General features: G+C 70.6%; 26 protein-coding genes. 2 read left to right on the plus strand and 24 right to left on the minus strand.

Annotated features, from left to right (window positions below; all coding sequences use genetic code 11):
• Positions 1 to 35: 35 nt before the first annotated feature.
• The 4 genes from frr to rpsB all read right to left on the minus strand — a co-directional run bounded on the left by frr (position 36) and on the right by rpsB (position 3556).
• A complete protein-coding gene (gene frr, locus AB0L89_RS07415) occupies positions 36 to 593 on the minus strand; it encodes a ribosome recycling factor (RefSeq protein WP_055565944.1) in 558 nt (185 codons plus the stop codon).
• Positions 594 to 749: 156 nt separating this feature from the next.
• Complete coding sequence (gene pyrH / locus AB0L89_RS07420) at positions 750 to 1511, minus strand: UMP kinase (protein WP_365135851.1); 762 nt, start codon at positions 1509 to 1511, stop codon at positions 750 to 752.
• A 186-nt stretch (positions 1512 to 1697) separates the two neighbouring features.
• The gene (gene tsf / locus AB0L89_RS07425) at positions 1698 to 2534 is read right to left on the minus strand and encodes a translation elongation factor Ts (protein ID WP_365135854.1); all 837 of its coding nucleotides are present in this window, start codon (positions 2532 to 2534) and stop codon (positions 1698 to 1700) included.
• 101 nt (positions 2535 to 2635) lie between these two features.
• Entirely contained in the window at positions 2636 to 3556 is a 921-nt protein-coding gene (gene rpsB, locus AB0L89_RS07430; RefSeq protein ID WP_365135857.1) for a 30S ribosomal protein S2, read from the minus strand.
• Positions 3557 to 3906: 350 nt separating this feature from the next.
• On the opposite strand from rpsB, the gene AB0L89_RS07435 reads away from it, so the two are divergent.
• Positions 3907 to 4440, plus strand: a complete 534-nt coding sequence (locus AB0L89_RS07435; RefSeq protein WP_365135860.1) for a M23 family metallopeptidase — start codon at positions 3907 to 3909, stop codon at positions 4438 to 4440.
• A 39-nt stretch (positions 4441 to 4479) separates the two neighbouring features.
• On the opposite strand, the gene AB0L89_RS07440 is transcribed toward AB0L89_RS07435, so the two are convergent.
• The 18 genes from AB0L89_RS07440 to proS form a co-directional block, all read right to left on the minus strand.
• On the minus strand, positions 4480 to 5037 hold the full coding sequence (locus AB0L89_RS07440; protein ID WP_365135863.1) for a helix-turn-helix domain-containing protein: 558 nt from the start codon (positions 5035 to 5037) through the stop codon (positions 4480 to 4482).
• A 105-nt stretch (positions 5038 to 5142) separates the two neighbouring features.
• The gene (whiG, locus tag AB0L89_RS07445) at positions 5143 to 5985 is read right to left on the minus strand and encodes an RNA polymerase sigma factor WhiG (protein WP_365135865.1); all 843 of its coding nucleotides are present in this window, start codon (positions 5983 to 5985) and stop codon (positions 5143 to 5145) included.
• Positions 5986 to 6329: 344 nt separating this feature from the next.
• Complete coding sequence (gene dprA / locus AB0L89_RS07450; protein WP_365135867.1) at positions 6330 to 7490, minus strand: DNA-processing protein DprA; 1161 nt, start codon at positions 7488 to 7490, stop codon at positions 6330 to 6332.
• A complete protein-coding gene (locus AB0L89_RS07455; protein WP_365135870.1) occupies positions 7487 to 9106 on the minus strand; it encodes a YifB family Mg chelatase-like AAA ATPase in 1620 nt (539 codons plus the stop codon). The genes dprA and AB0L89_RS07455 overlap by 4 nt, the downstream gene beginning before the upstream one ends.
• The gene (locus AB0L89_RS07460; protein ID WP_365135873.1) at positions 9106 to 9513 is read right to left on the minus strand and encodes a YraN family protein; all 408 of its coding nucleotides are present in this window, start codon (positions 9511 to 9513) and stop codon (positions 9106 to 9108) included. The genes AB0L89_RS07455 and AB0L89_RS07460 overlap by 1 nt, the downstream gene beginning before the upstream one ends.
• A 76-nt stretch (positions 9514 to 9589) precedes the next feature.
• Complete coding sequence (locus AB0L89_RS07465; protein WP_055699425.1) at positions 9590 to 9898, minus strand: DUF2469 domain-containing protein; 309 nt, start codon at positions 9896 to 9898, stop codon at positions 9590 to 9592.
• 55 nt (positions 9899 to 9953) lie between these two features.
• Positions 9954 to 10481, minus strand: a complete 528-nt coding sequence (locus tag AB0L89_RS07470; protein ID WP_365135876.1) for an NUDIX hydrolase — start codon at positions 10479 to 10481, stop codon at positions 9954 to 9956.
• Positions 10471 to 11226, minus strand: coding sequence for a signal peptidase I (lepB, locus tag AB0L89_RS07475; RefSeq protein ID WP_365135879.1), 756 nt, complete (start codon positions 11224 to 11226; stop codon positions 10471 to 10473). Before lepB (AB0L89_RS07475) ends, AB0L89_RS07470 begins: the two co-directional genes overlap by 11 nt.
• Positions 11227 to 11306: 80 nt before the next feature.
• A complete protein-coding gene (gene lepB / locus AB0L89_RS07480) occupies positions 11307 to 12269 on the minus strand; it encodes a signal peptidase I (RefSeq protein WP_365135882.1) in 963 nt (320 codons plus the stop codon).
• The gene (lepB, locus tag AB0L89_RS07485) at positions 12154 to 13239 is read right to left on the minus strand and encodes a signal peptidase I (RefSeq protein WP_365135885.1); all 1086 of its coding nucleotides are present in this window, start codon (positions 13237 to 13239) and stop codon (positions 12154 to 12156) included. The genes lepB (AB0L89_RS07480) and lepB (AB0L89_RS07485) overlap by 116 nt, the downstream gene beginning before the upstream one ends.
• Positions 13232 to 13954: a signal peptidase I gene (gene lepB / locus AB0L89_RS07490; RefSeq protein WP_365135888.1), complete on the minus strand. Its 723-nt coding sequence runs from the start codon at positions 13952 to 13954 to the stop codon at positions 13232 to 13234. The genes lepB (AB0L89_RS07485) and lepB (AB0L89_RS07490) overlap by 8 nt, the downstream gene beginning before the upstream one ends.
• Before the next feature lie 45 nt (positions 13955 to 13999).
• A complete protein-coding gene (rplS, locus tag AB0L89_RS07495; protein ID WP_069886329.1) occupies positions 14000 to 14350 on the minus strand; it encodes a 50S ribosomal protein L19 in 351 nt (116 codons plus the stop codon).
• 168 nt (positions 14351 to 14518) lie between these two features.
• Positions 14519 to 15340: a tRNA (guanosine(37)-N1)-methyltransferase TrmD gene (gene trmD, locus AB0L89_RS07500; RefSeq protein WP_365135891.1), complete on the minus strand. Its 822-nt coding sequence runs from the start codon at positions 15338 to 15340 to the stop codon at positions 14519 to 14521.
• Positions 15340 to 15921, minus strand: a complete 582-nt coding sequence (rimM, locus tag AB0L89_RS07505) for a ribosome maturation factor RimM (RefSeq protein WP_365135894.1) — start codon at positions 15919 to 15921, stop codon at positions 15340 to 15342. Before rimM ends, trmD begins: the two co-directional genes overlap by 1 nt.
• 93 nt (positions 15922 to 16014) lie before the next feature.
• Positions 16015 to 16254, minus strand: coding sequence for an RNA-binding protein (locus AB0L89_RS07510; protein WP_014176063.1), 240 nt, complete (start codon positions 16252 to 16254; stop codon positions 16015 to 16017).
• A 2-nt stretch (positions 16255 to 16256) separates the two neighbouring features.
• Positions 16257 to 16694: a 30S ribosomal protein S16 gene (gene rpsP, locus AB0L89_RS07515; RefSeq protein ID WP_365135897.1), complete on the minus strand. Its 438-nt coding sequence runs from the start codon at positions 16692 to 16694 to the stop codon at positions 16257 to 16259.
• 189 nt (positions 16695 to 16883) lie between these two features.
• Positions 16884 to 17516 carry a hypothetical protein gene (locus AB0L89_RS07520; RefSeq protein ID WP_365135899.1) on the minus strand — a complete coding sequence of 211 codons (633 nt, stop codon included), beginning with the start codon at positions 17514 to 17516 and terminating at the stop codon, positions 16884 to 16886.
• A 225-nt stretch (positions 17517 to 17741) separates the two neighbouring features.
• The gene (gene proS / locus AB0L89_RS07525; protein WP_365135902.1) at positions 17742 to 19157 is read right to left on the minus strand and encodes a proline--tRNA ligase; all 1416 of its coding nucleotides are present in this window, start codon (positions 19155 to 19157) and stop codon (positions 17742 to 17744) included.
• Positions 19158 to 19373: 216 nt separating this feature from the next.
• Between proS and AB0L89_RS07530 the strand changes: the two genes are divergently transcribed.
• Positions 19374 to 20234 carry an SAM-dependent methyltransferase gene (locus AB0L89_RS07530; RefSeq protein WP_365135905.1) on the plus strand — a complete coding sequence of 287 codons (861 nt, stop codon included), beginning with the start codon at positions 19374 to 19376 and terminating at the stop codon, positions 20232 to 20234.
• A gap of 23 nt (positions 20235 to 20257) precedes the next feature.
• On the opposite strand, the gene ftsH is transcribed toward AB0L89_RS07530, so the two are convergent.
• Both ftsH and ffh read right to left on the minus strand, forming a co-directional pair.
• Positions 20258 to 22192, minus strand: coding sequence for an ATP-dependent zinc metalloprotease FtsH (gene ftsH, locus AB0L89_RS07535; RefSeq protein WP_365135907.1), 1935 nt, complete (start codon positions 22190 to 22192; stop codon positions 20258 to 20260).
• A gap of 118 nt (positions 22193 to 22310) precedes the next feature.
• Complete coding sequence (gene ffh / locus AB0L89_RS07540) at positions 22311 to 23864, minus strand: signal recognition particle protein (RefSeq protein ID WP_365135910.1); 1554 nt, start codon at positions 23862 to 23864, stop codon at positions 22311 to 22313.
• Positions 23865 to 24279: the final 415 nt, after the last annotated feature.

Here is a 24279-nt window from a genome sequence, read left to right on the forward strand (position 1 = left end):
TCCTCGGACTTCGATCAGCCTCGATCAGACCTCGATCAGACTTCGAGCAGCTCGGCTTCCTTGTGCTTGAGCAGCTCGTCCACCTGGGCGACGTACTTCGCGGTGGTGTCGTCGAGCTCCTTCTCGGCGCGGCGTCCCTCGTCCTCGCCGACGTCGCCGTCCTTGATCGCCTTGTCGAAGGCCTCCTTGGCCTTGCGGCGGATCGACCGGATCGAGATCTTGGAGTCCTCGGCCTTGGTCTTGGCGACCTTGATGTACTCCTTGCGGCGGTCCTGGGTGAGCTCGGGGAAGGTCACCCGGATGATGTTGCCGTCGTTGCTCGGGTTGACGCCGAGGTCGGAGTCGCGGATCGCCTGCTCGATGTTGCGCAGCGCGCTCTTGTCGAACGGGGTCACCACGGCCATCCGCGGCTCGGGCACCGAGAACGAGGCCAGCTGGTTGATCGGCGTCAGCGCGCCGTAGTAGTCCGCCACGATCTTGTTGAACATCGCCGGGTGCGCACGCCCGGTGCGGATCGCGGCGAAGTCCTCCTTGGCGACCACGACGGCCTTCTCCATCTTCTCCTCGGCCTCGAGGAGGGTCTCTTCGATCACCACTTGCTCCTGCGTGTCTTGAGTGGCCCGGCTAGCACGGGGCGGCCGGCTGCGTCGCGTCTCTTTCCTGCACGGTGTCCGACCGGCAGGGCTTTGTCCATCCCTCTCAAGTGACGTCTCGCGTGCGTCCCTTGAGACTGACCCAGGTCGCGGGGGTCAGGCCCGGCTTCCCTGGTCGCCCACGAGAGTGCCGATCTTCTCACCCTTGACGGCCCGGGCGATATTGCCTTCGGAGAGCAGCTCGAAGACGAGGATGGGCAGCTTGTTGTCCCGGCACAGCGTGATCGCGGTCATGTCGGCGACCTTGAGGTCGCGCGTGATGACCTCGCCGTAGCCGAGGGAGTCGAACTTCACCGCGTCGGGGTTGGTCTTCGGGTCGGAGTCGTAGACGCCGTCCACGCCGTTCTTCCCCATGAGCAGCGCCTCGGCGTCGATCTCCAGGGCGCGCTGCGCGGCGGTGGTGTCGGTGGAGAAGTACGGCATGCCCATGCCCGCACCGAAGATGACCACGCGGCCCTTCTCCAGGTGGCGCACGGCGCGCAGCGGGATGTACGGCTCCGCGACCTGCCCCATGGTGATGGCGGTCTGGACGCGGCAGTCGATGCCTTCCTTCTCCAGGAAGTCCTGCAGCGCGAGACAGTTCATGACCGTGCCGAGCATGCCCATGTAGTCGGAGCGGGCCCGGTCCATGCCGCGCTGCTGGAGCTCGGCGCCGCGGAAGAAGTTGCCGCCGCCGATGACGGCGGCGATCTGGGCGCCGTCGCGGACGACGGCCGCGATCTCGCGGGCGATGGCGTGCACCACGTCGGGATCGACACCGAGGCCGCCCCCACCGGCGAACGCCTCGCCGGAGAGCTTCAGCAGGAAACGTCCGGGAACTTTGCCGTCGTCACTCTTCGAGTCGGCCTTGGTGGTCATGTGGTTCTCGCTTCTCTTACTTGGCACACATACGAAGAAGGCCACTGCCGGTGGGGTGTCGTTCGCAACCCATGTCGGCAATGGCCTCCTCGTCAGATCCTGCGGTCGTACGTCGCGCACGAGTGCTCCGTGCGCGGGCGACCGCCTTCGACCCTAGCGGGGTCTACCGTCGATCGCGGTACGGACTCAGATGCCGACCTTGATGCGCGAGAAGCGCTTCAGGGTGACACCGGCCTCGGCGAGAACCTTCTCGACCGACTTCTTGTTGTCCAGCGCGTACGGCTGGCCGAGGAGCGTGGCCTCCTTGAAGAAGCCGTTGACGCGACCCTCGACGATCTTCGGCAGCGCGGCCTCGGGCTTGCCCTCGGCGCGGGTGGTCTCCTCGGCGACGCGGCGCTCGGACTCGACGACCTCGGCCGGCACGTCCTCCTTGGAGAGGTACTTCGGCGCGAAGGCGGCGATGTGCTGCGCGACACCCTTGGCGAGGTCGGCGTCGGCCTTGTCCAGCTCGACGAGGACACCGATCTGCGGGGGCAGGTCGGGCATCGTGCGGTGCATGTACGCGAAGACGAAGCCGTCGCTGAACTGCGCGAAGCGGTCCAGGACGATCTTCTCGCCGAGGTTGGCGTTGGCCTCGTCGACGTACGCCTGGACGGTCTTGCCGGCCTCGATCTCGGACGCGAGCAGCGCCTCGAGGTCGGCCGGGGAGGTCTTGGCGATGTGGGCGGCGAGGTTGTTGGCGACGGCCTGGAACTTCTCGCCCTTGGCGACGAAGTCCGTCTCGCACTTCAGCTCGACGATGACGCCGGAGGTGTTGTCGTCGGCGATGAGGGAGACCACGGCGCCGTTCTCGGCGGAGCGGCCCTCGCGCTTGGCGACGCCCTTCTGGCCCTTGATGCGCAGGGCCTCTACGGCCTTGTCGACATCGCCCTCGGCCTCGTCGAGCGCCTTCTTGCAGTCCATCATGCCGGCGCCCGTGAGCTCACGGAGCTTCTTGACGTCAGCGGCGGTGTAGTTCGCCATGATCGAAATTTCTCTCTCGAAGTCTGAAAGATCTACGAAGGTCTACGGGTGAACGGCGGGGGCCGATCGGCCCCCGCCGTCAACTACCGAACCCGTGAGGGTCAGGCCTGCTCGGCGTCCGCGGCCGGAGCCTCGGCGGCCGGGGCCTCGGCGGCGGGCGCCTCGGCAGCGGCCTCGGCCGGCTTGTCCTCGGCCTTGGGGGCCTCGGCGGCCTCGTCGGCCTTGGGGGCCTCGTCGGCCTTCTTCTCGCCCTCGAGCAGGTCGCGCTCCCACTCGGCCAGCGGCTCGCCCTGGGCCTTCTCGCCCGGCTTCGAGTCACCGGTGGCAACGCCGGAACGGGCGATGAGGCCCTCGGCGACGGCGTCGGCGATCACGCGGGTGAGCAGGGTGACGGAGCGGATCGCGTCGTCGTTGCCCGGGATCTTGTAGTCGACCTCGTCGGGGTCGCAGTTGGTGTCGAGGATCGCGACGACCGGAATGTTGAGCTTCCGGGCCTCACCAACGGCGATGTGCTCCTTCTTGGTGTCCACGATCCAGACGGCGCTGGGCACCTTCTGCATCTCGCGGATACCACCGAGGGTCTTCTCCAGCTTGGCCTTCTCGCGCGAGAGCACGAGAAGCTCCTTCTTGGTCAGACCGGACGCGGCGACGTCCTCGAAGTCGATCTGCTCGAGCTCCTTGAGGCGCTGCAGACGCTTGTAGACGGTCGAGAAGTTGGTGAGCATGCCGCCCAGCCAGCGCTGGTTGACGTAGGGCATGCCGACGCGGGTGGCCTGCTCGGCGATGGCCTCCTGCGCCTGCTTCTTCGTGCCGACGAACATGACCGTGCCGCCGTGGGCGACGGTCTCCTTGACGAACTCGTAGGCGCGGTCGATGTACGACAGCGACTGGAGCAGGTCGATGATGTAGATGCCGTTGCGCTCGGTGAAGATGAAGCGCTTCATCTTCGGGTTCCAGCGACGGGTCTGGTGACCGAAGTGGACGCCGCTCTCCAGCAGCTCCCGCATCGTGACGACGGCCATGGCCGTTCTCCTTGAGATTCTCGGTTGTGCCGCGTGTGCCGGACGGCACTCGCGCCTGACGCCCGCTGTGCGCCTTGCCACGAGGGACCGAGGGGCGCTGACACCGGCTGTTTCCTGACCTGGTGTCGGGGCGTGCGAAGTCGACCCGGTGACCCGGATCGCCAAATGAAGTGTACGGGACCCGCGAGGTACCGGGTGACGCCACCGTCGACCACCAGGTGGCGGAGCCGGCTCCGCCACCGTGGGCCCATCTGCCACGTTCGGGTGACGGCGCTGTCCACAACCGGCCGGTCATCCCCAGATCCGGTCCATGATCCCCGCGGATCGGCGGGGCGCGGGACGGTTCTGCCATGCGCCTGGAACTGCTGCTGCCGACGCTGGCGGCCCTGCTCGCGACCCTGCTGCCCCCGCCCGCGCCGTCCCCCGGGACGGCCACGACCTGGCCGCTGGGTCCCCGCCCTCAGGTCGTCCGCGCCTGGGACCCGCCCGCGACCCCGTACGGCGCGGGCCACCGCGGCGTCGACCTCGCCGCCCCACCGGGCACACCGGTGCGGGCGGTGGCCACGGGACGCGTCGCCTTCGCGGGCCAGGTGGCGGGCCGGGGCGTGATCTCGCTGGAACTGACCGGCACGGGCACCCCGCCCCTGCGCACCACGTACGAGCCGGTACGGGCGACGGTCGAGAAGGGCGACGAGGTGACGGCGGGCGAGACGGTGGGCGTTCTCCAGGCTCCGACCGGCCACTGCCCCATGAGCTGCCTCCACTGGGGCCTGCTCAGGGCGCGGACCTATCTGGACCCGCTGACCCTGCTCCCGCCCCGGCTGCTGCGAGGGGGCCCCTCACGCCTCCTGCCGATGACGGGTCCCGGACCGGGGCGCGCGTGACGGCGCGCATAGACGGCGCACCCGCGGCACGGCCGGACCTCAGCCCCGCACCCCGCGCAGCGCCATGGCGACAGCCGCCTCCGTAATGGCGGAAGGATCCTCCGCGGCCCCCAGCTCGATGCGCCGCACCGCCGCGTCGACGACCCCCTGGAGCAGCATCGCCGCGAGCCGCGGCTGCTCGTGCCCGAGCGCCACCAGCGCCTCGACGATCATCGCGATCAGCCCGCCGTGCGCCGCACGGATCTTCTCGCGGGCCCCGGCGTCGAGCTCGCTCGCGGAGATGGCGACCACGGCGCGATGCCGCCGGTCCCCCACCAGCGCCAGCTGCCGCCTGACGTACGCCTCGACCTTGCCCTCGGGTGTGTCCGCCCCCTCCATCGCGGCCGAGACCTCGGCCGCCCAGACGGGGAAGTCGACCTCGCACAGCTCTTCCACCACGGCGGCCCGTGACCGGAAGTACTCGTACACGGAGGACCGGGCGAGCCCGGTGCGCTCGGCGAGAGCGGGGAAGGTCAGCGCCTCCGTACCCCCCTCGGACAGCAGGGACCGGGCGGCGTCCAGCAGGGCGCCGCGCTGCATCGACCGGTGCTCGGCCACTGAGGCCGCTCGAATCCTTGGCACACTTCCACTCTACGGACGGGACGCCCCGCACGGGAGTCGCTCCTGGTCCCCCACCCACCGGGCAGGGACGATTCACCTCGCTCAGCGCCCAAAACTCGCCAGCTTCGCCCGCAACTGGAGCACCGACTTGGTGTGGATCTGGCTCACCCGGCTCTCGGTCACGCCGAGCACATTGCCGATCTCGGCGAGCGTGAGCCCCTCGTAGTAGTAGAGCGTCACGACGGTCTTCTCGCGCTCCGGCAGCGTGTTGATCGCCCGCGCCAGCAGCCTGCGGAGCTCGCGGTCCTCCGCGACCTCCACGGGGTTGTCGGCCGCGTGGTCCTCCAGCGTGTCCATGAGGCTCAGCCGGTCGCCGCCGTCGCCTCCGACGTGCAGCAGTTCTTCGAGCGCCACCACGTTCGCCAGCGACAACTGGCTGAAAACCGCGTGCAGTTCCTCCAGCGCGATCCCCATCTCGGCGGCGACCTCGCTCTCGGTGGGCGTCCGCCGCAGCTGCGCCTCCAGCGTGGCGTAGGCCCGCTCGACATTGCGCGCCTTCTGCCGCACGGACCGCGGAATCCAGTCGAGCGCCCGCAGTTCGTCGATCATCGCCCCGCGGATGCGGGTGATCGCATAGGTCTCGAACTTGATCGACCGCTCGATGTCGAACTTCTCGATCGCGTCGATCAGACCGAAGACCCCGGAGGAGACGAAGTCGGCCTGCTCGACATTGGGCGGCAGCCCCACGCTCACCCGGCCCGCGACGTACTTCACCAGCGGCGAGTAGTGCAGGATCAGCTGCTCCCTGAGCCGCTCGTCCCCCGTCTCTTTGTACGACCGCCACAACTCGTCCAGCGACGAGGGGGCGGGAGGCCGCTCCCGCTCGCCGCTACGGGCGGCGGGTGGAACCGCCGCCCGGTCGGACCCTGAGGTGTGCTGGGGCATTCGTCGCCTTGAGCCGTTCTGCCGTGAACTGGTGAGGTCGCGTGGGTCGGTGAGGTCGCGCGAGCCCGTGGAGTCGCCGGGACCGCTCGCGCCTGTGCGGTGGGGAGCGTGCGTGGAGTGAATGGGGTCGTCCGTCTGGTTGCCTGTCCGCGTCGGAATCCTTGTGAGCGTAGCGTGACTGAAGTGTCGCAGTGTGCGAAGACTATGGGATCGTGCGTGCGCAGATACGTTCCGCCGGGTGCCCCAAGGAGTCGATTCCGTAGCGCAGCGTGACGACCCTGAAGTATCAACTGCACTATTTGCCAAGGTCGTCGGGGGTCATCCGTCCGGCGGAACACGCTCGGTCACGATTCACCTCCACCGGCGATCACGGACAGAATCGCCTGGCGTGTCAACTGCCAGCCGTCGCCGTGTCGTTCGACGAACCCCAACGACTGAAGCTCATACAGTCGCCCTACCGCGTCATCGGCGCTCGTACCCGCGCCCACCGCGACGTCCCGCGCCGTCGCACGCCCCCGCGCGGGCAGCGCCGCCAGCACCCGCGCCGCCCCCGGGGCGAGCAGATCGCGCGGCACGACCGGCCCCCGCCGCGCCGGCGCCAGCTCACCCATGTCCCCGACCAGCTCGACGACTTCCGCGGCGTCGGTGACGAGGACACCGTCGCCCCGGAGCAGTTCGTGCACCCCTGCGGACAGCCCGCTGGTCGCAGGCCCCGGCACTCCCATGGCGAAGCGCCCCAACTCCTGGGCACTGCGCGCCGTGGCCAGCGCCCCGCTGCGATACGCGGCCTCGACGACCACCGTCCCCCGGGTCAACGCCGCGATCACCCGGTTCCGCAGAATGAACCGGCTCGGCGTCGGATGGTCCCCCGGCGGCAACTCCCCGACGACGAGCCCCTGTTCCGCGATCCTCCCGATCAACTCCGCGTGCCCTCGTGGATAGGGCCGGTCCACCCCGCACGCCAGCACCGCCACGGTCGCGCCCCCGGCCCCGAGCGCCCCGCGGTGCGCGGCACCGTCCACCCCGTACGCCCCTCCGGAGACCACGACCCAGCCGCGCTCCGCGAGCCCCGAGGCGAGGCCCGCCGCCATGCGCGCGCCGTACTCCGTGCAGGCCCGCGCCCCGACGACGGCCACCGACCGCAGCGCCCATATCCGCAGGGACGGCCGCCCCCGCACCCACAGCCCGACCGGCCGCGCGTCCCCCAGGTCGTCCAGCGAGGCGGGCCACTCCGTGTCCCCCGGACACACGAACCGCCCTCCGACGTCCCGCGCCGCCTCCAGGTCCCGCTCGGGTCGCACCCCGGCGGCCCGTGCCCGCAGCCCCGCCCAGCGCCGCGCGGTCACTCCCGCGAGCCGCTCCTCGTCCGCCCCGAGCCGCCGCAGCACCTCGACGGCCCCGGCCTCCCGCAGCCACCGCCCACCGGCCGCGTCCCCGGGCTCCAGCACCCGCGTCAGGGCGACCCGGGCCAGCCGCTCCTCGTCCGGCGGCGGGTCGACGGTCATGCCGACGCCCCGATCTCCATCGGCACTCCGCGCGAGATGCCCGTGCGCAGTTGCAGCGCCAGTGCGACGTCCTGCGCGGACGGCCGGTCGTGGCCCGCGAGGTCCGCGACGGTCCAGGCCACCCTCAGCACCCGATCGAGGCCACGGGCGGTCAGGAAACCTCGCTCCAGGTCGACTTCGGCCGCGTCCAGCGCGCCGGGAGCGGCGGGCCAGCGCGTGCGCAGCGCATGGCCGGGCACCTCGCTGTTGGTCCGCCAGCCGGTGTCTGCCAGCCGGGCGGCCGCTCTCTCCCGCGCGGCCCGCACCCGGTCGGCGACGGTCCGCGTGGACTCTCCGGCCACGCCGCCCCCGGCCAGCTCGGAGCGGGTGACGGCCTCCACCCCGACCTTCAGGTCGACCCGGTCGAGCAGCGGTCCCGAGAGGCGGGCCTGATAGCGGCGCACGGCGGAGGCCGGGCATTCGCAGCCGTCGCCCAGCAAGGTGTGCCGCCCGCACGGGCAGGGGTTGGCCGCGAGCACCATCAGGAACCGCGCGGGCAGCCGCACCACACCTGCGCTGCGCGCGATCACCACATGCCCCGATTCGAGGGGCTGGCGCAAGGAGTCCAGGGTCTGGGTGCTGAACTCCGGGGCCTCGTCGAGAAAGAGCACCCCACGATGGGCCAGCGAGACCGCGCCCGGCCGCGCGATTCCCTTGCCGCCGCCCACGAGCGACTGCATCGTCGCGGAGTGGTGCGGGGCGCAGTACGGCGCGACGTCCACCAGGGGCCTGCCCGGGGGAAGCATGCCCGCCACCGAGTGGACCGCCGTCACCTCCAGGGACTCCTCGCGCGTGAGCCGGGGCAGGATCGCCGGCAGCCGCTCCGCGAGCATCGTCTTGCCGGCGCCCGGCGGTCCTTGCAGGAAGAGGTGGTGCGCCCCCGCGGCGGCCACCTCGATGGCGGTCCTGGCGGCCCGCTGGCCGACGACGTCGGCGAGGTCCAGCGCGTGGGCGTCGTCCAGGGCCCCGCCGAGCCCCGTGCCCGCGCCGGTGCCCGGCACACAGAGCCCGGCGAGCAGCGGATCGGGGCGCCCCTCCTCGGTCGGCTCCTCCTCCGGCACCGGCTCGTCGGTGAGGACCGCGATCAGCTGGCGCAGGCTGCGCACCCCGAGGACGGAGATCCCCGGCACCAGCGCGGCCTCCGCGGCCGTGCACTCGGGGACGACCACCTGTTCGTACCCCGCGTCCGCCGCCGCGAGGACCGCCGGCAGCACCCCGCGGACGGGGCGCACCCGGCCGTCGAGCCCCAGCTCGCCGATCATCACGATGTCGGCGAGCACCTTCGGGTCGATCCGCTCGGCCGCCCCGAGGACCGCGCTGGCAACTGCGAGATCAAAACCGCTGCCGCTCTTCGGCACCGACGCCGGGCTCAGCCCCACCGTGAGTTTCTTCTGGGGCCACTCGCCGCCCGAGTTCACCACGGCGGCCCTGACCCGGTCGCGGCTCTCGGTCAGGCTCTTGTCCGGCAGGCCGACCAGCGTGAACGCCGCCACACCGGGCTCCAGGTCGGCCTGCACCTCGACGACCACGCCCTCGACGCCGACGAGGGCCACGGAACACGTACGCGCGAATCCCATCAGGCCACCCCGCGCGCATGCTCGACCACGGGTCCGCCGCGGCGCGGGACCAGGACGCCGACCAGGTCGATGCGGACGCCGCCCGACGGTGGGCCGCCGCGCTCCTCGATCCAGCGCTCGGCCAGCCGCCGCAGCCGCTCCGCCTTGGTCCGGCCCACGGCCGCCATCGGATGCTCGAACAGCGCCGCCCCGACCAGGCCCGCCCTGCGCGTCTTGACCTCGCAGACGACGAGGACCTCGCCGTCCAGGGCCACGATGTCGATCTCTCCGGTGCGGCCCGCGCGCCAGTTGCGCGCCAGGACCGTCATGCCCGACGCGATCAGCCGCCGCGCGGCCAGATCTTCGCCGTACCTGCCGAGTGCTCCCCGTGCGTTCATGTCGGCACCACCTCCGGCACCCACACTCACGGATCAGCCCGCACCTATTGGATCTTGGTGCACTACTCGCCGGTTGTGGAAAACTCCGCCACCCCGGCGAGTGAACTCAGCTGCCCGGCAGCTCCAGGTCGCTCTTGCTGAGCTCCTCGATGTTCACGTCCTTGAACGTGAGGACACGGACCTGCTTGACGAAGCGAGCGGGCCTGTACATGTCCCACACCCAGGCGTCGGCCATCGACACCTCGAAGAAAACCTCGCCCTGAACCGAGTGCACCTGCATCTCGTAGTCGTTGGTGAGGTAGAAGCGCCGTTCGGTCTCGATCACGTATTTGAACAGACCGACGACATCGCGGTACTCCCGGTAGAGCTTCAGCTCCATCTCGGTCTCGTACTTCTCGAGGTCCTCGGCGCTCATGGCATGTTCCCCTTCAGCCGTGCGTCCCCCTATTGTGCGTCAGCCTCGCGAGCCCCTACACGATTTCCGTGTCGAGGATCTCGGGCCGGTCCGGGGGCCCCTCGTCGAGCAGCTTGCGCAGCAGCCCGGCGAGTCTGGTCGGGTACACCGTCTCATGAGCCCCGGTCAGTTCTCGGCACGTCCACCAACGCGCTCCGGCGACGCTGCGTCGCTCCAGCTCCGTGAGGCCCTCGGCGGCGGTCGCCGTCTGCGACGTACGCGCCAGGTAGTACCACTCGTCCTGGTCCCAGCGACGCCCGGCGAACGGGAAGGAACAGACGCGCCGCCACAGGACCGGGCCGAGCTCGACCTCCGTGATGCCGGTCTCCTCCCGCAGCTCGCGCAGGGCCGCCTGCTCGTGCGTCTCGTCGCCCTCCAGACCGCCGCCCGGCGTGAACCACCAGTCGTCCTCCGGGTCCTCGGGCTCGTGGCCGTGCAGCAGCAGGATGCGGTCGTCCGGGTCGAGGAGCACGACCCGCGCCACCCGGCGCAGCGGCCGTCCCGACTCCGGCGGCGGGGCCTGCGCCGTCCCCTCAGCCGACACCGGCGGCCTCCGCCGTACGGCTCCTGGCGCGCCCGCGGCCCATGCGCCTGGCCACCGGCCCGTACGCGGCGCCGCCGAGGACCAGGACCATGCCGGCCACGATCGCGGTGACGACCAGGCGCAGCGGCCCCGGCTCGGAGATGCCGCCCGGCATGTCCGCGAAGCCGTCGGGCCGCTCCAGCATGCCGAACTTGTCCATCGGCCAGGCCACCGCGTCGACGCGCGCCTGCACGGCGCCGCGGGGCACCGAGCCGTGGTCGGCGTCGCCCAGGTGCACGCTGGAGTCCAGGGATCCGCTGCGCTCGTCGCCGAGCAGGAACAGGCGGCCCTCGGGCACCGTCGTGGTCGGGATGCCGGTGGCCGCGGCGCCCTTGCCCTCGGGGAGATACGGTTCTGCGACTTCCTCGCCGTTGACGGTCAGCTTGCCGTCCTTGCAGCAGGCGATCTTGTCGCCGCCCACGCCGACGACCCGCTTGACCATCGGCAGGTCGCCCCACGTCGCCTGCTTGAAGACGACGACGTCACCGCGGCGCACCTCGTCGCCGTCGATCCGCTGCGCGAGCACGCGGTCGCCCGAGCCGATCGTCGGTGTCATCGACCCGGTGGGGACGGTGTACGGCTGGTACAGGACGGCGCCCCAGACGAAGCCGCCGAGGAAGAGCACACAGCCGAGGGCCACGGCGACGCCCGACAGCACGCTGCCGAGCCGTCCGTGGCCCTCGTCCGTACGACGTGTCCTGCTCATCCCGGTGCTCCCCCGTCTCGGAGACGACCTCGCCGCCCGCGTGCGCGGGCGGCGGAAGATCGGCGATCTGGGACGGCACCCTACCCGGCGGTACTGCCGCCAGAAACCCTCGCGGACCGAGCAGCGGCCACCGTGAGACGGCGCCGGCGCCACAGCACGATCGGCACGGCACCCGCGAGACCGAGGACGCCCGGCGCCGCGCTGGAGAGCGCGTTGATGCCCGGCTGGTCGAAGGTGTCGGGCTTGGGCAGCGTCGCCCAGCGGGTGGGCGGCCAGGCGATCACGATGGCGCGGCCCACGACGTTGTCCACGGGGACGGCGCCGCCGCCGGGCTGGTTCTGGTGGTAGCGGGAGTCCAGCGAGTTCTGCCGGTGGTCACCCATGACCCAGATTTTGCCCTTGGGGACGGTCACCTTGAACTGGCCGCCCTGGTCGTCCACGCTGCACGGGGTGTTCCCGGCGAAGACGTACGGCTCGTTCAGCGCCTTGCCGTTGACCTTCACCGGGCCGGTGCCCTTGCACTCCACGGTGTCGCCGCCGACGCCGATCACGCGCTTGATGAGGTCCTTCTCGTCGGCGGACGGCATCAGGCCGATCCAGCCGAGGACCCGCTGCACCGCGTTGGGATCGGGCGTGGGCTCGCCGTCCAGCCAGTGGCCCGGGTCCTTGAAGACGACGACCTCGCCGCGCTCGGGCTCGGAGCCGAACCACGGCGTCAGCTTGTCGACCAGGACCCGGTCGCCCTGCTGCAGCGTGTTCTGCATCGAGTCCGAGGGGATCGAGAACGCCTGCACCAGGAACGTCTTGATCAGCAGCGCCAGAACAAGGGCGATGCCGATGAGAAGCGGAAGCTCCTTCCAGAAGGAACGGGGCTTCTTGGGCTGCTCGGCGTCCCGCTCGCTCTTCGCGTCCTCGCCGTCCACCGCGTCACTCCCGGGCCGCACGCCGTCCGCGACGGACTCGGTACCCGGCTCGTCGGATCGCCCCGGCCGCTCCTCGGGCCCTTCGTGTCCGGATCGTGCGCCGACCGCCAAATCCCCCACATCCACTCCTCAGTCCGTGCCGCCGCCTGCCCCAGATGCGATGCAGGCCCACCACTCCCATAACGAGCGGGAGTTCCGCAGGGGTCGGGAGTCGGATCAATCCGTATCGATCGCCGTGGGCCACCCTATGCGACGCTCCTGTGGCGGTGTCCGATCCAGCACGCGCGTCGGGAACCGACGCATACGTGTCCGGCTCCTCCAGTTTGCGCCAGTGTCCGAACGGCCAGGCGATGACGATCGCACGCCCCACGACCTGGTCCTCCGACACCGTGCCGCTGAATTTCTCGGTGCGGTGGAAACGCGAGTCCGCCGAGTCGCTCCGGTGGTCGCCCATCACGAAGATGCGCCCCTCGGGGACCTTCACCTCGAACGCGAATGCGGAGGGCTTGTCCCCCGGATGGATGTACGGCTCATCCAGCGGTACGCCGTTCACGGTGATCTTGTCGTTCTTGTCACAGCACTTGACCGTGTCGCCGCCGACGCCGATCACGCGCTTGATCAGGTCCCGTTCGTTGTCGGAGGGCAGCAGACCGATCTGGGTCAGGCCTTCCTTGACCTGCTTGACGACCACGGGGTCGTCCTTCTTCTTGCCCTGCTCTTCCTCGAGCCAGTTGCCGGGGTCCTTGAAGACGACGACGTCGCCGCGCTCCGGCTTCGAGCCGAACCAGGGAGTGAGCTTGTCGACGAGGACCCGGTCGCCGATCCGGATCGTCTGCTCCATGGAGCCCGAGGGGATCACGAAGGCCTGCACCAGGAAGGTCTTCAGGACCAGGGCTATCAGGAGCGCCACGCCTATGAGGAGGGGTATCTCCTTGATCGCCGAGCGCCGCCTGCGCCGCTTGACCTTCTTCGCGAGCTTGCGCCGCTCCGCGCGGCCCGGCCGCGCGGGGGCGTCGGTCGGCCGGGACCCGGTGGGCAGCTCGGCGTCCGCGCGGTGCCCCGCGGCACGCGCCCGACCGCGGTTACCCATGCGCGCCGCCTGGTGCCGGCACGCGCGCGTAGCTGTCGGGGCGCTTCAGGGACGACCAGTGGCCGATGGGCCAGGCGATCCAGTCGGCCCTGCCGATGACCTCGTCGACGGGGATCATGCCGCCGCCGGGCTGGCCGAGGTGGTCGCGGGAGTCGCTGGAGTCGCTGCGGTGGTCGCCGAGGAGGAACAGGCTGCCCTCGGGGACGACGACGTCGAAGGGCACCTGTGAGGGGGCGTCCCCCTCGTACAGGTAAGGCTCGTCGACGGGCTCGCCGTTCACCTTGATCCTCCCCCGCTTGTCGCAGCAGACCACCCGGTCTCCCCCTGTGCCCACGACCCGCTTGATGTAGTCGGCATCTCCGAAGTAGCCGCTGCCGTCGAAGACGACCGCGTCACCTCGTTGCGGCTCGGAACCGAAACGGTACGCCAACTTGTTGACGAGTACCCGGTCCCCGACGCGGAACGCGGGCTCCATGGAGCCGCTCGGGATCTGGAAGGGCTGCATCACGAAGGTGCTGACCGCGAGCAGGAACCCCATGCACAGCAGGAACGTGAGGGTGAGTCTGCCGCCGGGCAGCCAGTCGACGACGGACGCAAAAACGGAACGCGACCGTTCCTCCGTCTCCTCGGATGCTTCGGCGACGTGCGGAACGTCTCCGGCTTCGGAGGGTGGGGAGGAGCGGTCGCGCTCCGTGTGCTGTGCTTCGGTGTCCATCGGGGCCAGATGTTATCCGGCCCCGGATCGGACCCGTGCGCGAGATCAGTTCTCGCGCTTCTCCTTGATCTTCGCGGCCTTGCCGCGCAGGTCACGGAGGTAGTACAGCTTCGCGCGACGCACGTCACCGCGGGTGACGAGCTCGATCTTCTCGACGATCGGGGTGTGCACCGGGAAGGTGCGCTCGACGCCGACGGAGAAGGAGACCTTGCGGACCGTGAAGGTCTCGCGCACGCCGGCACCCTGGCGACGGATGACTACGCCCTTGAACTGCTGCACACGGGAGCGGTTGCCCTCGATGACGCGGACGTGGACGTTGACGGTGTCGCCCGGGCGGAAGGCCGGGATGTCGCTGCGCAGCGACGCGCTGTCGACGGAGTCGAGCAGGTTAGCCATGATCGTCTGCTTTCTTCACTGATGCCACAGGTCATCAGCGGAACGTGGTGATGAGAATTCGGTAGCTGATCGCGTCGGGCGGGCGTCTTGACCCTCTCCGCGGGGCGGAGAGAAAGCTTCGGTCGATCCCCCTGTGGCAGGGGCGCACGCTGGACGTACAGCAGCGGTCTATTCTTCCACGGCCTCGGGGTCTCGCCCAAATCGGCCGTCCGGCCCCGGCCGCCACCCCAGGATCGAGAGCATCTCGCGGTCCTTCTTGTCGAAGGCCGCGGGGTCGCAGCGCTCGATGAGATCGGGCCTGGTGCGGGTGGTGCGCCGCAGCGCCTCGTCCCGCCGCCAGCGCGCGATCTTGCCGTGGTGGCCGCTGAGCAGGACCTCCGGAATGCCGTGCCCGCGCCACTCGGGAGGCTTGGTGTACACCGGCCCCTCCAGGAGGTTGGCCATGGCGCCGGGCGCGAAGGAGTCGTCCCGGTGGGACTCGGCGTTGCCCAGGACACCGGGCAGGAGCCGGGCCACGGCCTCGGTGACGACCAGCACGGCGGCCTCGCCGCCCGCGAGGACGTAGTCACCGATGGAGACCTCGTAGACCGGCATGCGGGTCGCGTACTCGTCCATGACGCGGCGGTCGATGCCCTCGTAGCGCGCGGGCGTGAAGACCAGCCAGGGGCGCTCGGAGAGCTCGACGGCGAGTTCCTGGGTGAAGGGACGGCCGCTGGGCGTGGGGACGACCAGGACGGGCCCGTGGGCCCCCGTCTCGTACCCCTCGGCGAGCACGTCGTCGAGGGCGTCGCCCCAGGGCTCGGTCTTCATGACCATGCCGGGGCCGCCGCCGTAGGGGGTGTCGTCGACCGTGTTGTGCCGGTCGTACGTCCACTCCCTGAGGTCGTGCACGTTGACGTCGAGCTGCCCACGCGCGCGTGCCTTGCCCACGAGGGAGACGTTCAGGGGTTCCAAGTACTCGGGAAAGATCGTGACGACGTCGAGCCGCATTACGCCTGGTCCTCCGGGGCCGCCTCGGGGGAACCGGCCGTCTCGGCGTCGCGGGCGGAGGCGATCTCCGCACGGTCGTCGATGAGCCCCGGGGGCGGGTCGATGACCGCGCGCTGCTCCTCCAGGTCGATCTCGGTGACGATCTCCTCGACGAAGGGGATCATGACCTCGCTGCCGTCGGGCCGCTCCACGATGAACAGGTCCTGCGAGGGCAGGTGCGAGATCTCCGTGATCCGGCCGACCTCGGCGCCGTCCTTGGTGACCACGTCGAGGTCCATGAGCTGGTGGTCGTAGTACTCGTCGGGGTCCTCGGGGAGCTCCTCCGGGTCGACCTCGGCGATCAGGAGGGTGTTGCGCAGCGCCTCGGCGCCCGTGCGGTCGCGTACGCCCTCGAAGCGCAGCAGGAGACGGCCACTGTGGACCCGGCCGGTCTCGATGGTCAGCGGGCCGGTGGACGCGGGGTCCGTGGCGAGGACGGCGCCGGGGCCGAGCCGCAGCTCCGGCTCGTCGGTGCGGACCTCGACGGTGACCTCGCCCTTGATGCCATGGGCACGGCCGATACGGGCGACTACCAACTGCACTGCGTTCTCTCCTCGTTCACGACTACGGGCCGGGGACGGCCCTTGAGCCCTCCCCGGCCCGAGCCGGTGCTGCTGTGGTTCTGCGAACCCGGTTCAGCGAACCTGGTCCACGTCGACGAGGTCGACGCGGACACCGCGGCCGCCGATGGCGCCCACGACCGTGCGCAGAGCGCGTGCGGTGCGGCCGTTGCGGCCGATCACCTTGCCGAGGTCGTCGGGGTGGACCCGGACCTCGAGGACGCGCCCGCGGCGCAGGTTGCGCGAGGCGACCTGCACGTCGTCGGGGTTGTCGACGATGCCCTTCACGAGGTGCTCGAGAGCCTCCTCGAGCATGCTCAGGCCTCGGTCGACTCGGTGGACGCGGCCTCGGCCTCGTCCGCCTTCTTGTCCGACTTCTTGGCCTTCTGGGTGATGGCCTCACCCTTGACGTCGTCGCCCTCGAGACCCTTGGTGAAGGCCTCGAACGCGGCGCGCTTGTCCTTGGGCTCCGCGACGAGCAGCGGCGCCGGGGCCGGCAGGCCCTTGTGCTTCTGCCAGTCACCGGTGAGCTTCAGGATGGCCATGACCGGCTCGGTCGGCTGGGCGCCGACGGACAGCCAGTACTGGGCACGCTCCGAGTCGACCTCGATGCGCGAGGGGTTCTGCACCGGGTGGTACAGGCCGATCTCCTCGATGGCCCGGCCGTCACGGCGGGTACGGGAGTCGGCGACGACGATGCGGTAGTGAGGCGAACGGATCTTGCCCAGACGCTTCAGCTTGATCTTGACTGCCACGGGAGTGGTGTCTCCTGGTCTTGACGTGGGTGGGCACAACGGGGATGCCGCGTGGGGTTGCGGTACTCGAGTGCCCGATGGACGCGTCAGCCGGAGGAGAGAGGGGTCCTGTGCGGCTGTCGAGTACAGCTAGCCATTGTGCCATACGCCGCCGGGGCACCCGAACCGAGCCGGGCGCCCCGGTCCAGCTCAGCCCACTCCCGCGCCCACCGCTTCCGGGATCCGGAAGGGCTTGCCGCAGCCGCCGCACATGATCGGGGCCTGGGCGAGCACGGAGGGAACGACGCGGACATTGCGCCCGCAGTCGCAGACCGCCTTCACGCGCACGCCGCCTCCGGAGGAGCCGTGCCGGGCGGCCGGGCCCCGGAAGCTGCGCGCGGTGTCCGCGGTCGTCGCCGCGGTGTGCGCCTTGAGGGCGCGCTGCAGGCGCTCCATCGTCGGGCGGTACTTCTTCTTGGCCTCGGGGTTGAGCGTGACCAGGGAGAAGCCGCTGCTGGGGTGCGGCTCCTCGGGGTGGTCCAGGCCCAGCTCCTCGGCGATCGCGAGGAATCTGCGGTTGTGATAGCGGCCGGCGCGTGAGGTGTCGCGGATGCCGCGCGAGGCGGCGATGCCATGGACTGCCTCGTGAAGCAGTCGCTCGAAGGAGAGCTCGGCGCCGCAGGCGGACGACGACTCTCCGATCAGGGATTCGGGCGCGGCAAGGTCGGGCAGCTCGGGGTGGTGCCGCTGAATGTCGGCCCACGCCTGTGCCAGCTCTGCGGCGAGAACAGGTGGTGTCGTGCTCACGTCGTGACAACGAGCCGGGAGCCCTCGGGGTTCCATTCCGGGGCATCCCAAATAATTTGCACGTACCCGTCAGTTGCCGTTGATGCGTCCGGACGAGGGCGGGTGCGCTGATCTGCGGAGAAGCCGCACAGCTCGCACCAAGCCGGTACGTAGTGGCGCGTACGCCCCGGCGCGTAGAGCGGTTCCTCACGCCGGGACTCGTGTGGTCCGGGCGGGCGCACGAGCCGGGAACGAGCGCGCCGGTACCGAAGGCACGCTCCTTCAGTAGGAGCGGGCCACGACAGCGACGTTACCCGGGGTGTCTTCGGCGTCCGGCACCGCCCCGTCCTCGGCGACCAGACACCGTACGGTCACGGCGTGCTCGGCCAGCCTGGCCTCGCCCTCCGTGCCGAGCGCGGCCCACGGGACGCGCGCCCAGCGGCCGGCCTCGGTGGCCGCCACGGCCTCCTCGACGGTGGCGACGTCCGAGGTGCGGGACTCGCGGCGCTCGCGCGCCTGCGTCAGGAGGAGTCGCTGGTCCTCCTCCAGGGCGGCGGGCAGCAGCGCGGCGAGGGCGCCGGTCGCGACCGGCTCCTTGCCGCCCGGGATGCGGCGGGCCAGCATCGCGGTGCCGTTCTCCAGGTCGCGCGGGCCGACCTCGATGCGGACCGGTACGCCCTTGAGCTCCCAGTCGACCGCGCGCCGGCCGAAGGGGAGGTCCGTGCGGTCGTCGACCTGGACGCGCACGCCCGCCGCCTTCAGGGTCTCGCCGATGCGCCGGACCTCGGCGAGCACCGCGTCGTCGCCCTTGACGGCGAGGACGACGGCCTGGACGGGCGCGAGGCGGGGCGGCACGCGCAGGCCGTTGTCGTCGCCGTGCATCATCACCAGGGCACCGATCAGCCGTGTCGTGCTGCCCCAGGAGGTCTGCCAGACCAGCTCCCGCTTGCCCTCCTTGGTCAGGTACCGGGTCTCGAAGGCCCTGGCGAAGTTCTGGCCGAGCTCGTGGCTGGTGCCGAGCTGGAGGGCCTTGCCGTCGCCCATCATGCCTTCGAGGGTGAGGGTGTTGAGGGCGCCGGCGAAGCGCTCCTTGGCGGTCTTGCGGCCGGGCACGAAGTCCATGGCGAGGACGTCGCGCAGGAACGCTCCGTAGACGTGGCGGTGGATGTGCGCGGCGAAGTCGCGGGCCTCTTCGTACGTCGCGTGGGCGGTGTGGCCCTCCTGCCAGAGGAACTCCGAGGTGCGCAGGAACAGGCGCGGGCGCATCTCCCAACGGACCACGTTCGCCCACTGGTTGATGAGCAGGGGCAGGTCGCGGTAGCTCTGCACCCACTTGGAGAAGTACTCGTTGACGATCGTCTCGGAGGTGGGGCGGACGACGACGGGCTCCTCCAGCTCCTTGCCACCCCCGTGCGTGACGACGGCGAGCTCCGGGGCGAAGCCCTCGACGTGCTCGGCCTCGCGGGTGAGGTACGACTGCGGGATGAGCAGAGGAAAGTAGGCGTTCTGGGTACCCGTCTCCTTGATGCGGGCGTCCATGTCGTGCTGCATCCGCTCCCACAGGCCGTATCCGTACGGTCGGATCACCATGGAGCCGCGCACCGGACCGTTGTCGGCCAGCTCGGCCTTGTTGATGAGGTCCTGGTACCAGCGGGGAAAGTCGTCCGACCGGGGCGTGAGCACGGGTGTCTTGGCCATGGCGCGCATGGTAGGGGCGGGCCTGAGGGGGGCGGGAATCGTTTTCCCCGGGGGGCGCACGACGGTGGCACGCAAGCATTGCCTCACAACCTCTGGACGCCACGACGGATGCGGAGTTGTCTGGCATACGGGGGGAGTGCGAGCGCACTGCACGGGGGCGGACGAACCGTTGAATTCCGGCACGGCAGTAACTCTCGGCGGATTGGGGCGCTTTCGATGACACCAACACTCGTGCAGCCGCACCTCCCCCACGCGGGCGCTGCACCCCGTGTGGACCTGTGCGCACGCGCGCGTGACTGGGCGGAGATCCAGGAGCGGATGCTGGTCCCGCTCTACGAAGCGGTGTATGAACGGCTCGAAGTGGGCGGCGGCACTCGTCTCCTCGGTCTCGGCTGTGGCTCCGGGCTCGCTCTGCTGATGGCGGCGTCGCGGGGCGCCACGGTCACCGGCGTCGATCCGGCGGCGCCCGAACGTCTCGCCCTCGCGCGGGAGCGCCTCCTTCCGGAGGCCTCGCGGGAGATGCCCGCGCAGGCCCGTCCGCGCCTGGTCGAGGGCGGCCCCGCGGACGCGGCGGACCCGGGCCTGCCGGCGTACAACCTCATCACCGCCTTCCAGCCGATCGGCTGCACGGCGGGCGACTCCGAAGGGCTCGCGAGTCTCCTGGAGGCGGCGGCCCCGCTCGCCGGGCACGGCACTCCGGTGGTGCTGGCCGGCTGGGGGCCTCCGGAGCGGTGTGCGACCTCGTCCGTGCTGCGGGTGGCGACGAAGCTCGCCGACCCGCTGCGGAGCACGGGCAGCTGGCGCCCCGCGCTGCGGGACGACCTGGAGGAGGTCGCCCACCGGGCGGGCCTCAAGCCGGACGGCTCGGGCCGGGTCGGGTGCCCCTTCGGGTACGCGGACATGGAGAGCGCGGTCCGCGGGCTGCTCTCCACGGGGCTGTTCGACGCGGCCGCGCGCGCGACGGACCAGGCGCAGGTCGACAAGGAGCTGGCGGAGGCGCTACATCCGCATCGGCGCGCGGACGGGACGGTGTGGATGCCGAACGTCTTCCGGTACCTGATCGCCCGTACTCCGTAGCGTGCTGTTTCCTTCGAGGGCCGCTAGCCGTCCTTGGTGAGCCGCGTGATGCCCGCGATCCGGTAGGCGTCCGCCTCCTCCAGGGTCTCGTTCTCCAGCAGCGCCGCCGCCAGGGCGTCCAGTTGGCCCCGGTGCTCGCGCAGCTGCCGGCAGGCGCGGTCGTAGCACTCGTCGACGATCCGCCGCATCTCGCCGTCGATCGCGTCGAGGGTCTCCGGGGCGGCGGAGAGTCCGTACGCCTGCTGGGCGTCGTTCGGCAGGGCGGAAAGACGGCCCACCCGCTCGCTCATGCCCCAGCGGCCGACCATGCCGCGCGCGATGTTGGTGACCTGTTCCAGGTCGTTCTCGGCGCCGGTGGTGATGACTCCGTAGACGACGTGTTCGGCGGCCATGCCTCCCAGGGCACCGATGATGCGGCCCCGCAGATATTCCTCGGTGTAGGCGTACTTGTCGGAGTCCGGGGTGGAGAGCGTCACGCCCAGCGCGCGCCCGCGCGGCACGATGGTGATCTTGCGGACCGGGTCGGCGCCGGGCTGGAGCATGCCGAGCAGGGCGTGCCCGCTCTCGTGGTACGCGGTGCGGCGGCGCTCCTCCTCCGGCATGACGAGCGGACGTTCGGCGCCGAGCTGCACCTTCTCCATGGCTTCGGAGAGGTCGGACTGCGTGACCTGCTTCTGCTTGCGCTTGACGGCGAGGAGGGCGGCCTCGTTCGCGAGGTTGGCGAGTTCGGCGCCGGTCATGCCCGGTGTCGTACGGGCGACCTGGGCGAGGTCTACGTCGTCGGCCAGCGGGATGGAGCGCGTATGGATCTTGAGGATGGCCTCGCGTCCGCCCCGGTCGGGGGGCGAGACGTTGACGACGCGGTCGAAGCGGCCGGGCCGCGTGAGGGCGGGGTCGAGGATGTCGGCGCGGTTGGTGGCGGCCAGCACGATGACGCCCTCGGCGCCCGAGAAACCATCCATCTCGGTGAGGATCTGGTTCAGGGTCTGCTCGCGTTCGTCGTGCCCGCCCATGCCGCTGCCACCGCCCCGCGCGCGGCCGATGGTGTCGATCTCGTCGATGAAGATGATCGACGGCGCGACCTTGCGGGCCTCCGCGAAGAGTTCCCGTACGCGCGAGGCGCCCACGCCCACGATCATCTCGATGAACTCCGACGCGGAGGCCGAGAAGAACGGCACGCCCGCTTCGCCCGCGACGGCGCGGGCGAGCAGGGTCTTGCCGGTGCCGGGCGGCCCGGCGAGCAGCACGCCGCGCGGCATCTTGGCGCCCATCGAGCGGTAGGCGTCGGGGTTCTTCAGGAAGTCGACGACGTCGTTGAGCTCGCCCTCGACCTCGTCGATGCCGGCCACGTCCTCGAACGTCGTCCGCTTGGCGCCGGGCTCGAGCTCGACGGGCTTGGGCGGCGTCTTGCGCCCGAGCATGCCGCCCCCGCCGCCCATGCCCGCGCTCATGCGGCGTGCGATGAAGATCCACAGCGCGACCAGCAGCAGCATCGGGGCGAGCGAGATGAGCAGGTTCGACAGGAAGCTGCGCTCCTGCACGACGGGCTCGGCGGTGACGGTGACCTTGTGCTTGGTCAGGTCGTCCCAGAGCTTGTCGTCGGCGAAGGCGGGCCGCTGCGTCGTGAACTTGGTGTAGTTCCCCTTGTCGCCGTCCGGCTTGGGCTGTTCCTTCTTGAGCTGCCCCTGGATCGCGTCGCCCTTGGCGTAGATCTTCGTGACGTTGCCGTCGTCGACCTGCTTGCTGAACTCCGTGTACGAGATGGTCGGCTCGTCGCCGTCGTTGAAGAAGGACAACACGAGGTTGGCGATGAGGTAGACGATCAGAGCCGTCAGGATCAGGCTCCCCCAGCCGCCCGGCATCTTCTTCTTCGGCGGCGGCGTGGGGGCGGGCGGGGGCGCGCCCTCGGAGCGCCACGGCTGATCGGGCGCCTGGCGCGGCGGCACAGGGTTGCTCATAGTCGGACGTTACGTCACAAATCAACCCCGGGCACCCGCGCCGGAAAGCGCTTGGGGCGCCCCTCGGACGAGGGGCGCCCCAAGCGACGTACGAGACGAAGCCCGCGATACCGCGGACTCAGCCCATGAACTTCTTGAACTCGTCGGGCAGCTCGAAGTCCTTGCCGGGCTGGCCGCCCGGGAGGCCGAAGGCGCCGCCGGCCTGACCGGCCTGCTCGCGGCGCGTGGCCTCCTCCTGCTCCTGCTGCTTGCGCTTCATCGGGTTGCCGGAGCGCTGCTTGCCCTTGGCCTGCTTCTGCTTCTTCTTCTGCTTGCCGGGGCCGCCGCCCATGCCCGGCATCCCGGGCATACCCGGCATGCCGCCGCCCTGGGCCATGCGCGACATCATCTTGCGGGCCTCGAAGAAGCGCTCGACCAGGTTCTTGACCGCGCTGACCTCGACGCCGGAACCCTTGGCGATACGGGCACGGCGCGAGCCGTTGATGATCGTGGGCTCCTGGCGCTCGGCCGGGGTCATCGACTTGATGATGGCGGCCGTGCGGTCGACGTCCCGCTCGTCCAGGTTGTTGATCTGGTCCTTCATCTGGCCCATGCCGGGCATCATGCCGAGCAGCTTGGAGATGCTGCCCATCTTCCTGACCTGCTCCATCTGGGCCAGGAAGTCGTCGAGCGTGAAGTCCTGGCCCTTCTTGGAGGCCAGCTTCGAGGCCATCTTCTCGGCCTCTTGCTGCGAGAAGGTCTGCTCGGCCTTCTCGATCAGCGTGAGCATGTCGCCCATGCCGAGGATGCGGGACGCCATGCGGTCCGGGTGGAACGCGTCGAAGTCGTCCAGCTTCTCGCCGTTCGAGGCGAACATGATCTGCTTGCCGGTGACCTGCGCGATGGAGAGCGCGGCACCACCGCGGGCGTCGCCGTCGAGCTTGGAGAGCACGACGCCGTCGAAGCCGACGCCGTCGCGGAACGCCTCGGCCGTGTTGACCGCGTCCTGACCGATCATGGCGTCGACGACGAACAGGACCTCGTCCGGGCTGACGGCGTCGCGGATGTCCGCGGCCTGCTGCATCAGCTCCTGGTCGATGCCGAGGCGGCCGGCGGTGTCGACGATGACGACGTCGAACTGCTTCGTGCGCGCGTACTCGATGGAGTCCTTGGCGACCTGGACCGGGTCGCCGACGCCGTTGCCCGGCTGGGGGGCGTACACGCCGACCTCGGCGCGCTCGGCGACGACCGAGAGCTGGTTCACGGCGTTCGGCCGCTGGAGGTCGCACGCCACGAGGAGCGGGGAGTGGCCCTGGCCCTTCAGCCAGCGGCCGAGCTTTCCGGCGAGGGTCGTCTTACCGGCACCCTGCAGACCCGCCAGCATGATGACGGTCGGCGCGGTCTTCGCGAAGCGGAGGCGTCGCGTCTCGCCGCCCAGGATGCCAATGAGTTCCTCATTGACGATCTTGATGACCTGCTGGGCGGGGTTGAGGGCCTGGGAGACCTCGGTGCCGGTCGCGCGCTCCTTGACCTGCTTGATGAAGGCGCGGACGACGGGCAGGGCGACGTCCGCCTCGAGGAGGGCGATGCGGATCTCGCGCGCCGTGGCGTCGATGTCCGCCTCGGACAGGCGGCCCTTGCCCCGGAGGTTCTTGAATGTCGCTGCGAGGCGGTCGGAGAGAGTATCGAACACGGCGGTCGCGAATCCTCGGATCTGGGGGCGGGCTGACAGGTCGCCTTCCAGAGTATCTGCCGTCCACCCCTGCCAGGGTCTCCGGTCACCACATCTCTCCCCTGGCCCGGCCCGACGGCCCCCGCCTACGCCTGGGGCGGCCCCTCGGCTCCCCTCCGAGCCCGAGGTCTGCACCCGCCGGTACCGGGGCGGGGCCTCCTTGATCACCACCCGGCACGGTCCGGCTGCGCCGGGCTGGAGCCACGGTCGTCGCCGCCCGGCACGGGTCGGCTGCGCCGGGGCTGGGGCCACACTTATCGCTGCCCGGCACCGTGGGCTGTGCCCACCCGTTCCGCCTTGCGGAACGCCTGCCCACAGCAGCAACCACCGACGGCCGGTTGCCGCCCTACGGCCCGAGGGGACGTGGGGGTATGTG

Source organism: Streptomyces sp. NPDC052114 (assembly GCF_040680155.1).
Taxonomy (GTDB): domain Bacteria; phylum Actinomycetota; class Actinomycetes; order Streptomycetales; family Streptomycetaceae; genus Streptomyces.